At 44.5% G+C, this 11,098-nt stretch carries 14 protein-coding genes; 10 read left to right on the top strand and 4 right to left on the bottom strand.

Going from position 1 to position 11,098, the window contains the following annotated elements; all coding sequences use genetic code 11:
* The first annotated feature begins 133 nt into the window (after positions 1-133).
* The 5 genes from B4J23_RS00715 to B4J23_RS00695 all read left to right on the top strand — a co-directional run bounded on the left by B4J23_RS00715 (position 134) and on the right by B4J23_RS00695 (position 4,562).
* Positions 134-745: a DUF1285 domain-containing protein gene (locus B4J23_RS00715; RefSeq protein WP_291358305.1), complete on the top strand. Its 612-nt coding sequence runs from the start codon at positions 134-136 to the stop codon at positions 743-745.
* A 49-nt stretch (positions 746-794) separates the two neighbouring features.
* Positions 795-1,673 (top strand): glutamate racemase, encoded by an 879-nt coding sequence (gene murI, locus B4J23_RS00710; protein ID WP_291358302.1) that lies wholly within the window; start codon positions 795-797, stop codon positions 1,671-1,673.
* Positions 1,674-1,788: 115 nt separating this feature from the next.
* Positions 1,789-2,817 (top strand): DUF4062 domain-containing protein, encoded by a 1,029-nt coding sequence (locus B4J23_RS00705; protein ID WP_166138036.1) that lies wholly within the window; start codon positions 1,789-1,791, stop codon positions 2,815-2,817.
* A gap of 65 nt (positions 2,818-2,882) precedes the next feature.
* Positions 2,883-3,896 (top strand): ferrochelatase, encoded by a 1,014-nt coding sequence (gene hemH / locus B4J23_RS00700; protein WP_291358298.1) that lies wholly within the window; start codon positions 2,883-2,885, stop codon positions 3,894-3,896.
* Positions 3,897-3,917: 21 nt separating this feature from the next.
* Positions 3,918-4,562 carry an MBL fold metallo-hydrolase gene (locus tag B4J23_RS00695; RefSeq protein ID WP_034704815.1) on the top strand — a complete coding sequence of 215 codons (645 nt, stop codon included), beginning with the start codon at positions 3,918-3,920 and terminating at the stop codon, positions 4,560-4,562.
* 32 nt (positions 4,563-4,594) lie between these two features.
* On the opposite strand, the gene B4J23_RS00690 is transcribed toward B4J23_RS00695, so the two are convergent.
* Together B4J23_RS00690 and B4J23_RS00685 are read right to left on the bottom strand one after the other, a co-directional pair.
* Positions 4,595-4,777, bottom strand: a complete 183-nt coding sequence (locus B4J23_RS00690; protein WP_262737801.1) for a hypothetical protein — start codon at positions 4,775-4,777, stop codon at positions 4,595-4,597.
* Between the two features lie 150 nt (positions 4,778-4,927).
* Positions 4,928-5,104 (bottom strand): DNA gyrase inhibitor YacG, encoded by a 177-nt coding sequence (locus B4J23_RS00685; protein WP_179992857.1) that lies wholly within the window; start codon positions 5,102-5,104, stop codon positions 4,928-4,930.
* Between the two features lie 84 nt (positions 5,105-5,188).
* On the opposite strand from B4J23_RS00685, the gene B4J23_RS00680 reads away from it, so the two are divergent.
* Both B4J23_RS00680 and B4J23_RS00675 read left to right on the top strand, forming a co-directional pair.
* Positions 5,189-5,833, top strand: a complete 645-nt coding sequence (locus B4J23_RS00680; RefSeq protein WP_291358307.1) for an SAM-dependent methyltransferase — start codon at positions 5,189-5,191, stop codon at positions 5,831-5,833.
* 3 nt (positions 5,834-5,836) lie between these two features.
* Positions 5,837-7,039, top strand: a complete 1,203-nt coding sequence (locus tag B4J23_RS00675; protein ID WP_291358291.1) for a TIGR03862 family flavoprotein — start codon at positions 5,837-5,839, stop codon at positions 7,037-7,039.
* Positions 7,040-7,122: 83 nt separating this feature from the next.
* Here the strand turns inward: B4J23_RS00675 and B4J23_RS00670 are convergent, their stop codons facing one another.
* Both B4J23_RS00670 and B4J23_RS00665 read right to left on the bottom strand, forming a co-directional pair.
* Positions 7,123-7,701: a hypothetical protein gene (locus tag B4J23_RS00670; RefSeq protein WP_284880052.1), complete on the bottom strand. Its 579-nt coding sequence runs from the start codon at positions 7,699-7,701 to the stop codon at positions 7,123-7,125.
* 15 nt (positions 7,702-7,716) lie between these two features.
* Positions 7,717-8,493 (bottom strand): class I SAM-dependent methyltransferase, encoded by a 777-nt coding sequence (locus B4J23_RS00665; protein ID WP_291358286.1) that lies wholly within the window; start codon positions 8,491-8,493, stop codon positions 7,717-7,719.
* Between the two features lie 113 nt (positions 8,494-8,606).
* Here B4J23_RS00665 and B4J23_RS00660 point away from each other — a divergent pair, with 113 nt between their 5' ends.
* The 3 genes from B4J23_RS00660 to B4J23_RS00655 all read left to right on the top strand — a co-directional run.
* Positions 8,607-9,878, top strand: a complete 1,272-nt coding sequence (locus B4J23_RS00660; protein ID WP_180053329.1) for a hypothetical protein — start codon at positions 8,607-8,609, stop codon at positions 9,876-9,878.
* A 121-nt stretch (positions 9,879-9,999) separates the two neighbouring features.
* On the top strand, positions 10,000-10,194 hold the full coding sequence (locus B4J23_RS14335) for a hypothetical protein (protein WP_004781776.1): 195 nt from the start codon (positions 10,000-10,002) through the stop codon (positions 10,192-10,194).
* 92 nt (positions 10,195-10,286) lie between these two features.
* Positions 10,287-11,098: NAD(P)-dependent oxidoreductase (locus tag B4J23_RS00655; RefSeq protein WP_291358283.1), on the top strand; the 812-nt coding region annotated here is incomplete at its 3' end.

Genomic DNA, 11,098 nt, shown 5'->3' with positions numbered 1-11,098 from the left:
TGCCATGAGTGTTCTGAATTCCCAGACACGAAAATAGTAGTGTCTTTAAGCATCTGGGCTAGTATAGTTTTAAACCCAGGTTAAGCCAATTGGCTGAAACATATTATTTTTCCGTCATTAAGGTCTTCTTTATATGAATAAGTCAGCACCCGAGAAAAATCCGACGAAAAAAGTAGCTTCTAGCGATGATAAAAATTTAATGGATATCGCACAATACTTAAAAGATGCACAGGGCAGTCACAAAAGGTCAATCCCGCCTTTGGATCAATGGCAGCCAAAGCATTGTGGCGCAATGGATCTCAAGGTTTTGGCCAATGGAGAATGGTGGCACGAAGGTCAATTGATCAAGCGTCAGCCGATGATAGACCTGTTTTCCACGGTACTCTGGAAAGAAGAAGGAAAATTCTATCTAAAGACGCCGGTTGAAATGATTGAAATCGAGGTCGAAGATGAACCTCTGTTTGTAAATCAGGTCGATCAGGTCAAGATTGAAGGCAGGACTTACCTGCAACTGACCACCACGACTCAGGACATCATTATTGTCGATAGCGAACATCCTATCTTTATGCGTCAGTATCAGGATGAATTGCGCCCTTATGTGCATGTGCGTTTTGGAATCAATGCGCTGATTCAGCGGGCTGCTTTTTTACATCTGGTGGAGATGGGCGAGCTTGGTGAAAATGCTGCTGGAGAGACGGTTTTAAGCTTGAAAAGTGGTGATTTAGACTTGCATTTAAGCACCTGAGGTTTAAGCTTTGTCGCAAGGTCATTTGAAACAAGCAACTAGCAACGTTATGAGCGCTATCCAACCGATTTATCCCTTAGTAGATCCCATGCCTAAAGCCAGTGCTGATGCACCTATCGGGATTTTTGATTCTGGTGTGGGAGGGTTGTCGGTTGCTTTGGAAATTGCCCGGTATTTGCCCAATGAACGCTTTGTTTATTATGCCGACACGGCTTACGTACCTTATGGGCCCCGTAAAGATCAGGAAATCCGTGACCTAACTGCGCGAGCGATTGAATGGCTGTATCGTGAAGGCTGTAAAGTTGCAGTCGTTGCCTGTAATACCGCTTCTGCATTTAGCCTGGATTATTTACGTGAGTATTATGGTGAAAACTTTCCTATCATTGGACTGGTGCCAGCGCTCAAACCTGCAGTCCTCAATACCCAATCCAAAACGGTGGCCGTTCTGGCCACACCTGCAACCTTTCGTGGCCAGCTGATTAAAGATGTCATGACCCGTTTTGCCGAGCCGGCACAGGTCAAAGTAATTCCGGTAACCTGTCTGGATCTGGTGCCTTTTGTAGAAGCCGGTCAGCAGATGAGTCCTGAGTGTCTGGCGACATTAACTCAGATTTTACAACCGGTTGTTGATCAGGGTGCTGATTATTTAGTGCTAGGATGTACACATTACCCCTTCCTAAAATCGTCAATTCAGTATATTTTTGGTCAAAAGCTGACATTAATTGACTCAGGATTCGCGGTTGCGAGACAAACGGCCCGAATTTTGATCAAAAATGGGTTATTATTTGAACATGAGTGCAAGGACAGTCTAAAAATCCGACTTGTGGTTAGTGGTCAAAATGCTGAACAGCTCCAGCCGATTTTAGGGCATCTGATTCCAGCCGATATTAAATGGCAGGTCAGCAATATGGAGACAGAAGTCAGCTAGGCGACCGTCACTCATCTTATAATTTTGAAAGATATATTTTTATACTGGGGTCGTCATATTGTGTCAGGGCAGGGTTTAGCCGGCCAGATCAATGTGCAGTAAAAGAGGATAACCAATGCTCGATAAACGTTATCAGGTGTTTATCTCCACCTCTGGTGCAGAAATGCAGCCAGAGCGGATCATCTTGTCACAAACTTTGGTCGGCATGGGTTTCTTTTCCTGGGGGCTGGAACAACGCACTCCTTTAAATACTGCATTTGCACGTCGCCAGATTGATGATTGTGATTATGTGGTGATTCTGCTGGGTAGCCAGTATGGCGAGCAGTCGGTTTCCGGTGTAGGTTATATGCATCTGGAATACATTTACGCTGTGACCAAGCAGAAACCGATTATTGTGTTTATGCATGAAGATCCGGCTTCACGTGATCCTTCATTGCACGATGCGAAACCTGAATTACAAGAAAAATTTAAAGAATTTCGTCAGTTATTGCAGCAGGAAGCTGATCAGGTCTTTTGCTATCGTACCTTGCGCGATCTGGAAATGGCGGTACGTTTGAACATGCCGCAAATGCTGGAACGTTATCCGGTAAGTGGCTGGGTACGTCCTCAGAATACTCAAGCCTTGCATGACGAGATTGACCAGCTCAAAGCCAAAGTGGCCCAACTGGAACGAGATGGTGGTACGCGTGAAGTAGACCCTTTCCTGAGCCTGCCGAAAGTGTCTATGCATGAAGTTTTCTCCTTCGAATACCGTATGCATGCCTATCAGGATGGTAACTTTAAAGAGCTGAAAGTTCAGAAGAGACTGACTTGGGCACAATTGCTGGCTATTCTCGGTTCTACCTTCATTAATCCAACGCCGGAGGAATTTTTCTCCAAGCGTATGAATGAGTATTTGAATGAAACCGGTCTGGAAGATGCACGAGCGGAAATGCCGCGTGCACATGCTGTAGCCCGTGCCCAGATTAATATTCGCGCCTTGCATAGCCTGAAATTGCAAATGCGCCAGAATGACTGGATTGTACCGTCAGGCCGTGATGACCGTCAGCGTCTGCTTTGGCAGATTACGCCTAAGGCACAAAAACTGCTGGACAGTAACTTGCTGGATAAAGATCGTACTTTTCAATATAAGTCAGTGTATTAATCCATATAGAGAATAAGTAAAAAGCTGTTAAAGTAAGCAGGTTGATACTACGACGGGCGTACTGCATGTTTTCTACAGCTAAACCGAAAGTTACGATTATATTGGCAAATTTAGGTACACCTGATGCACCGACTGTGTCAGCAGTACGCGATTTCCTGAAGCAATTTTTATCTGATCAGCGTGTCATTGAAATTCCCAAGCCAATCTGGCAACTCATCCTGCGTTTATTTATTTTACCGTTCCGTCCTAAGCGGGTTTCCCGTGCCTATGCACAGGTCTGGGGCCAGGATTCACCGATGCGAGAGATTCTGCTGCAGCAGGTGAGTCAAGTAAAGGCCAAGCTCATTGAACAATATCCGCAATTTGAACTGAATGTGGTGCCTGCCATGACCTATGGCAATCCCAATATTCAGGCTGTTCTTGATCAGATTTCGGCTCAACCGCAAGATCATATTATTCTGTTTCCGTTATTTCCCCAGTATTCAGCGACCTCTACCGCACCTCTGTATGATGCAGTCGCAAAATGGGTGCTGAAACAGCGCAATTTACCTGGTCTGTCGATTATCCGCGATTATTATCAGCATCCCTTATTTATTCAGTCACTGGCACAAAGTGTTCGGGATTATCAGGCGATTCATGGGCAGCCGGAAAAACTATTGATGTCATTTCATGGTATCCCGCAGCCCTATGCCGATAAAGGTGATCCTTATGCGGATCGTTGCCGGATCACAGGCAAACTGGTTGCAGAAGCTTTAGGTCTATCTGAAGATCAATATGCAATTAGTTTCCAGTCTCGGTTTGGTAAACAGGAGTGGGTTAAGCCTTATACGGATGCCTTAATTGAAGAGTGGGGCAAACAGGGCGTGAAATCAATTCAGGTGATGAGTCCGGCTTTCTCGGCCGACTGTTTGGAAACACTGGAAGAGCTGGCCATGGAAAATGGAGAGACCTTCAAGGCCAATGGCGGGAAAAGTTACAGTTATATTCCGGCTTTGAACAATCGTGAGGATCATGTGCAATTGCTCAATACACTGTTACAGGCTAATCTTGAAGCATTGAACCAGACGCTTGCCCATTAATCTTTTGAGGTTTCTTATCCTATGTTACAAGTCAAAATTGTTCCTGTGACTGCATTTCAGCAAAACTGCTCGATTCTTTGGGATAGTGACAGTAAAGAGGCCGTTTTGATTGATGCAGGGGGCGAACCTGAAAAATTAAAAGCGGAAGTAGAAGCACTGGGCTTAACGGTCAAGGCTTTATGGCTGACTCATGGTCATCTCGATCATGCTGGAGCAGTTGGTGCTTTAAAAAAAGTTTGGGATGTGCCGGTGATTGGTCCGCATAAGGACGATGCATTCTGGTTAGATATGATTCAGGAAGTGTCTGCCCGTTACGGTTTTCCGATTCCGGAAAAAGTAGAAGTCACGCAATGGCTGGAAGGTGGAGAAGTTCTCAAACTGGGTGATGAAGAGTTTGAAGTACGTTTTGCCCCGGGCCATACTCCAGGTCATGTAATGTTCTATAACAGGAACCATGCTTTGTTATGGACAGGGGATGTACTGTTTAAAGGCTCAATTGGACGGACAGATTTTCCGCGTGGCGATCACCAGCAGCTACTCGATTCAATCCAGCGCGAATGTTTTAGCCTGCCGGATGAAACCCGGTTTATTTCAGGACATGGTCCGATCAGCAATATTGGTTTTGAAAAACAGCATAATCCTTTCGTTGCGGGAAAAGCAGGTTAAAGTAGGTGTATAGATCAGCCTAGCTGGTCTTTTTATTTGCTAAAAGGGTTATTCAAAGACTGGCGGGTTTGTGTATAGATCAGCCAAGTCATAATGGCAAGGAGAATTCCAACAACAATAAATAAGCCATCCTGTTGGAAAATGCCTATCCCTAATGACAATATCGCAAGTATTCCTACCCCAATTAAAATGATCTTTAGAATAATGTAGCCCATGTTCTTGCTCTAAAATAATGTGATATTTCTGCGTAAGAACATAGTATTAAACTGGCATATGTGCTGTTAACTTGTGTTGGTTTTCTATAAGCCTTTTATAAAAATCATGTGATTATTTAGGATATGCTTAAATAGGATATTTTAAAAGGTTCAGTCTTCTTCAGAAGATTCAGTTGTTGGAGCATCTTGGGTTGGCAGTTTGTATTCCTCACTGGCCCAAGCACCTAGATCAATCATTTTGCAGCGTTCCGAGCAGAAAGGACGAAATTCATTATTTTCCCAAGTGGTCAGTTTGCCACAGCGTGGACATTTTAAAGTGGTCGGCATCAGCACACTCCCTAGAAAAATAAAGCTTCGATTAGGCAAATATAACTGCACTTGTTAGACTTATACAGTTTTTATTAGTTTGATCTGATTATGTCGATTCGTCAATTTCAAGCACAGCGTATGCATGCGCCTCGTGATTTCCAAAGTATCAGTTCTGAACCGGTTTGTGTGGAAATCGGTGCGGGCAAAGGTAAACACGCATTGCTCTTTACCCAGACCAATCCGAACAGCAAGCTGATAGCGATCGAGCGGACTCGAGAGAAATTTTTGGCCATGCAAAAACAGCATGCGCTGGAAGGACAGCCGAATTTACAAACGGTTCATGCCGATGCCTTGCCGTGGATTGTGCATGCACTCTATCCAGCACAAGTCGAACAGTTTTTTATTTTATATCCGAACCCTGAGCCGCATAACCCGGCGCAGCGCTGGTTGAATATGCCATTTTTTGAGTTTTTATTATCGCGTTTAAAAACTGGTGGCACGATTACTTTAGCGAGTAACATTCCTGAATATATTGAGGAGGCAGAGCAGCAGGTTCAAAACCTGTGGAAGCTGCCTTTTGTTAAAGAAGTCATTGGCCAAGACTCGGCAAGAACTCATTTTGAAATTAAATATCTAGAGCGTGGTGAGTTGTGCCAGCAATTGATTATTAGTAAACCGGAAGGCTATACAACGCGTTTTGATGAGTTTCAGCCGTTACAAGGGCAGAATGCGAGTTCGGCGGAATAAGCCATGACGAAACGCATTGCAATTGTGGGTGCTGGCCCGGCAGGCTTGATGGCTGCAGAAGTTCTGAGCCAGTCTGATTATGAAGTTCATGTGTTTGAACAGAAGCCTTCGGCTGCCCGTAAATTCCTGATGGCTGGGAAAACCGGCCTAAATATTTCTCATGCCGAACCCGTCGAGCAGTTTGTGCAGCGTTATGATCAGGTAGACTGGTTAGAACCTTGGATCAAACGCTGGGATGCGATATGGATTCAAAACTGGATGAAAGATCTTGGCATTGAACCTTATATTGGTTCTTCAGGTCGAGTTTTTCCTACAGAAATGAAAGCCGCTCCACTATTGCGTGTCTGGTTAAAACGTTTAACTGAGCAAGGGGTACAATTTCATTATCGTCATCAAATTCTAGATCTGAAAAATCATCAGCTACAGATCCATGATTTAAAAAATGATTGCGCATTCACAGAAAACTTTGATGCGATTGTTTTGGCTTGTGGTGCAGTGTCATGGTCAAAACTCGGCAGTGATGGGAAATGGCAAGCATGGCTTGATTGCAGCGAGATTGAACCTTTCCAAGCCAGCAATGCGGGTGTGGAATATCCATGGTCCAAGTTTATGCAGCCAATCTTCGGTCAGCCACTGAAACGGGTCGAAGCTTGGGTTGATGGCGGTGACAAGACTATGGGTGATATTGTGATCAGTCGCTATGGTCTGGAAAGTGGTCTGATCTATAAACAGGGGCGGGGGCTGCGTCAACAGCTGAAACAAGGGCAGCCGATGCAGCTGAATCTGGATCTTTTTCCGGATCAAACCGTAGAACAATTAGCTAAAAAATTACAGCCAAGTAAAAAGCAGTCTTTGAATAATATCTGGCGGAAAGCAGGTCTGGATGGTGCAAAAGCTGCTCTGGTGCGTGAACTGTTACCAAAGCCACTTTGGCAAAATGCTACTGAATTAGCACAGCAGATTAAGCAATTGAAAATTCCTTTAACAGGTTTCCGTCCTATACAGGAAGCGATTAGCTGTGCAGGTGGTGTTAAACGCGAGGTTCTGTCAGAGCAGCTTCAGCTTAAATCCAATCCACATGTGTTCTTATGTGGTGAGATGCTGGACTGGGATGCGCCTACAGGGGGTTACTTGCTGACAGCCTGTTTTGCCACTGGACGAGCAGCCGCAGAAGGGGTGCAGCAATATTTAGTTCAAGCTCAATAATACGCATTCTTCAGAAAGTGAAAGTTAAATCTTAGAACTGCATATAAAATTTCAGGAAGCGTCCGCTTCCTGAAATGTATTATTTATTGTGCTGGGGCTTTATTTGCGGTGGTCATCTCTGGATATTGCGAACGCCAGCGTTCCAGTTGCTCTTGGGCATGCAGATATTTGCCCAGACCTTTCACATTCTCACTGGCTTCATTTACGGTAGTCGCCTGAGATTTGGGACTATTCACCAGTTTTTCCTGATGTTCCCAGTATTGATACATCAAACCCTGAATATAACGGCCCTGTTCAGTTTTAAGCTCCAGATCTTTAAGCATATTTAGCGAAGACTGGACATGATCACGTTGACGTTGCTGGACAAATTCCGGAGTCAGATTATCATCATTGCGCATGCCATTGAGCTCAGCTTCCAGATCCGCACTCATTTCCTGAAAACGTTCTTCATAGTCATTTAAGGCAGCGATATCATGTGGATCATCTTCTGTTTTAGGGAAGTTTTTCACGGGTCCAGTTTTCAATTCCTGCATGATTTCCTCTGATGCAGAGTCTTCCGTTGCCTGCTGTTCTACAGATTGTGAACTTTTCTGGTCACAGGCCATCAAAAACATGGCGGCAGTGAAAAGTGCAGTTCGTGACATCAATTGAATCGTGTGCATGAGTGAATCCTGTTCCTAATTATTTTTCTTGAATACATAAACATAGGTGACATAAGGGAAATTAATCATATCTTCTGCACCCTTGTCCGTATAGTTTTTGATAATTTGTTCGAATTGCTGCTTGAGCTGCTGTTGCTGTTCTTTTGGTAGTGCCGCAATAAAGCTGGTTGACAATAAGCGTTTGGAAACTACCTGCTCGACAGGGCCATGCTGTAGCTGTTGCATTTGCGTTGCAGCATAAGGCTGAAAGAGATTCTGTTCTTCAAATACTTTACGCCAGGCACCACTATGATAGCGTGGCGTATCACCTTCCAGTGGCGCAATACAATCTGCCAGGGCTTTGACCCAGTCGATTGTAATATCACGCTGGTTCCAGACCAGTACCAGAAAGCCTTGAGGTTTCAGTATCCGATCCAGCTCCTTTAAGGTTTCCAGATTGGCAAACCAGTGAAATGACTGTGCACAAAACACAGCATTCACGCTATGATCGGGCAGGGGAAGCTGGTGGCTCATCCCTTCAAGGGTATGAATATCCGGATGTGCCAGTTTTAACTGGGCCAGCATCTCAGGGACCGGATCAATGGCGGTGATGTGGCTGCTGAGCGGGCGTAAATAGGGAATAAATTTACCTGTTCCGGTACCTAAATCGACAAGATCTGCATCTACAGGCAATGACAGTGTCTCGGTAAGCCACGGGCTTAGATCTGCCGGATAGTCAGGGCGTACCTGCTGATAAAGCTCAGCCGCTGCACTAAACCCCTGTTGAGCTGCAGGATGCAGTGATTGTGTCATATTTTGCGCTTTTTAATCTTTTTCATCGATATAAAATAGCATATTCACTTTTTCGGCCCTATTCATTGAGTGAATTGTTGCCGAAAAGTTAGATTCACCAGCACGGGAAAGTTATGGATAAGCAGATTGTTTTTGAAGATGAGCATATACGCGCAATTTTTATGCCGGGGTCATCTTCAGAATTGATTTTTTCATTTGGAGATTTGATTACCCGTGCCAAGGGCTTGAGCATCAATGCCGAAAAATCATTAGCGAAATTTGAATTTAATGTTTTGGGAATCATGCCCAAACATAAATCCTGGTTTCCCAAAAGTTCCATGTGGAACATGTTGCAAGCCATTGCCGAGCTGATTGCGCCGTTTCAGCAGCGTATTGCCTATGGTGGCTCCATGGGTGGCTATGCTGCGATTAAATATTCCAATCTGCTGAATGTTCAGAGAGTGGTGGCGATGGTGCCGCAATATTCTATTGATCCGGAAGATGTCGAAGATGCCCGCTACAACATGTTTTACCAGCCTGAACTGAATGAAGGCATGCGGATTGAGGCAGAAGATGTCAGTCCGGAACGGGAATATATTCTGGTATATGACCCGTATTGCACCGAAGACCGGGCACATTACCTGAAACTGGAAGCCGTACTTCCGCAGCATCATGTACTGCATCTGCCATTTACCGGCCATGACGCCATCGCTGTTCTGGCCAGCTCCGAGCTGCTGTATGACTTTTTATTGCATGAATATGATGAAAGTTATTTCTACCAGAAAATGCGTCGGGTCAAGAAAAACAGCAAGTTCTATTATCGCAAGGTGATTGAGAATATCCTGCCGAGGCATCGTTTTGCTTTAGGGCGTATCCTGAAAAATAATGATCTGCTACTGGATACCCAATTTTTTGATGCGGCGCAAAAACAGGTGATTTTGCGTGAATTGCTGAGTAATAAACAGGTGGATCAGCAGGATCTGCTCAAGCTTGGGATTCACGTTAATTTGCCGCAGGAAAAGCGTCAGTTATTGCTGGATACCTATGGACATGCACTGGTCTTTAACGTCATCAGCAACAAGATCGAAAGCTATACCGGTGATGCGATTGCACTGAACCATAAATTCCTGATTCCAATTTATGCCAAAGGTAATGGCTTGCTGACCATCAATCTGAATGATGAGCGCTATCTGGTGGTAATGAATGACCGGCATATCATGAAACTGGTCAAAGAGCAGGATGAATTAAATGTAGGCATGCATCCGATTATCATGAAACGCTATGCTGATTTTTATATGTTCAGCTATAAGCATCTGAATTTGCATACAGATGAATACGGCGCTTCCGGTTTCGTTGACGCAAGTGACAAAAATACACAGTTTGTGACACGAAGTGAAATGAACTAACGAAAAATTTTTCTAAAAAACAAATACTTGACTTATATTTGCTAAGGCCTAATATGGTCTTAGGCGGTATGAAAAATAGTCACACCGCTCCCGGTTGTTTATATGACAAGGGAGTAAATATATGCAATCCATACGCGTTTCAAGTATTTGTTTTATTCTTGGACTGATGCTGCCTAATTTTGCACACGCGGAAAGTGTGCATCCTGCAGTGATCTTACTCAGTTCTTCTCTTATTTTTCTAATTTTTCTCAGTGTATATGTAATTTATAAGGTGCGCCGTTCTTTGCGTAACCATATTGATAAGTCTGTAGATTAACCACTTCTGACAGTAAGTTGCTTGAAAACCCTGCAGGACTTGTTTTAAATGGCAATCAAAATAAATTGTCAAACAAGGTTGAGGGTAAAGCCATGAAAGCCGCTTATTTAGATTATGCTTCTTTAGACCAACAGGATTTGGACTTTCAGGCACTTCATGCAGTATTTGACCAGCTGGTCTTATACCCGGCCACATCGGCTACAGAGATTCAGTCCCGTGTGGCCGATGTCGATGTCATCATTACCAACAAAGTTATGATTGACGCGGCAACTATCCAGCAATGTCCTCAACTAAAACTGATCCTGATTTCTGCCACAGGTACCAATAATGTCGATCTGGCTGCGGCCAAGGCACGTGGCATTGTGGTGTGTAACTGTCAGGCTTATGGCACCTCTGCCGTCGCTCAGCATACCCTTATGCTGATGCTCAATCTGGCCACTTCATTTTTAACCTATCAACGTGCAGTACAGCAGGGCGAATGGCAAAAGGCCAGCCAGTTCTGTCTATTGGGTGCGCCAATTGTAGAATTGGCAGGCAAGACCTTAGGTATTGTTGGTTATGGTGAGCTGGGCCATGCAGTTGCCAGACTGGCAGAAGCCTTTGGCATGAAAGTACTGATTGCAGCTTTGCCCAACCGTCCAGCAGATGATTCCCGTATTCCATTTGCAGAGTTATTGCCACAAGTGGATTTTTTAAGCCTGCATTGCCCTTTAACGGAAGATACCCGTCATTTAATCAGTCATGCCGAACTGGACACGATGAAACCAAGTGCATTTTTAATTAACTGTGCACGTGGCGGAATCGTCGATGAACAGGCTTTGGCTCAGGCCTTACGCGAAGGCAAAATTGCCGGTGCTGCGACGGATGTGCTTACCGTGGAGCCTCCGAAAGAGGGAAATGTATT

Origin of the sequence: Acinetobacter sp. UBA3025, from assembly GCF_002367915.1 — a bacterium.
In the GTDB taxonomy this organism is placed as follows: Bacteria; Pseudomonadota; Gammaproteobacteria; order Pseudomonadales; family Moraxellaceae; genus Acinetobacter.
The sequence above is the reverse complement of the archived record's forward strand: the minus strand, read 5'-3'. Positions and strand labels throughout refer to the sequence as shown.

Bases quoted from the DNA above. Each gene is read 5' to 3' on its own strand.
- B4J23_RS00705 (WP_166138036.1), top strand. From the start codon at position 1,789: ATGCTCGATAAACGTTATCAGGTGTTTATCTCCACCTCTGGTGCAGAA.
- B4J23_RS00675 (WP_291358291.1), top strand. From the start codon at position 5,837: ATGACGAAACGCATTGCAATTGTGGGTGCTGGCCCGGCAGGCTTGATG.
- B4J23_RS14335 (WP_004781776.1), top strand. From the start codon at position 10,000: ATGCAATCCATACGCGTTTCAAGTATTTGTTTTATTCTTGGACTGATG.
- B4J23_RS00685 (WP_179992857.1), bottom strand. From the start codon at position 5,104: ATGCCGACCACTTTAAAATGTCCACGCTGTGGCAAACTGACCACTTGG.
- B4J23_RS00660 (WP_180053329.1), top strand. From the start codon at position 8,607: ATGGATAAGCAGATTGTTTTTGAAGATGAGCATATACGCGCAATTTTT.
- hemH (WP_291358298.1), top strand. From the start codon at position 2,883: ATGTTTTCTACAGCTAAACCGAAAGTTACGATTATATTGGCAAATTTA.
- B4J23_RS00670 (WP_284880052.1), bottom strand. From the start codon at position 7,701: ATGCACACGATTCAATTGATGTCACGAACTGCACTTTTCACTGCCGCC.
- murI (WP_291358302.1), top strand. From the start codon at position 795: ATGAGCGCTATCCAACCGATTTATCCCTTAGTAGATCCCATGCCTAAA.
- B4J23_RS00665 (WP_291358286.1), bottom strand. From the start codon at position 8,493: ATGACACAATCACTGCATCCTGCAGCTCAACAGGGGTTTAGTGCAGCG.
- B4J23_RS00695 (WP_034704815.1), top strand. From the start codon at position 3,918: ATGTTACAAGTCAAAATTGTTCCTGTGACTGCATTTCAGCAAAACTGC.
- B4J23_RS00715 (WP_291358305.1), top strand. From the start codon at position 134: ATGAATAAGTCAGCACCCGAGAAAAATCCGACGAAAAAAGTAGCTTCT.
- B4J23_RS00690 (WP_262737801.1), bottom strand. From the start codon at position 4,777: ATGGGCTACATTATTCTAAAGATCATTTTAATTGGGGTAGGAATACTT.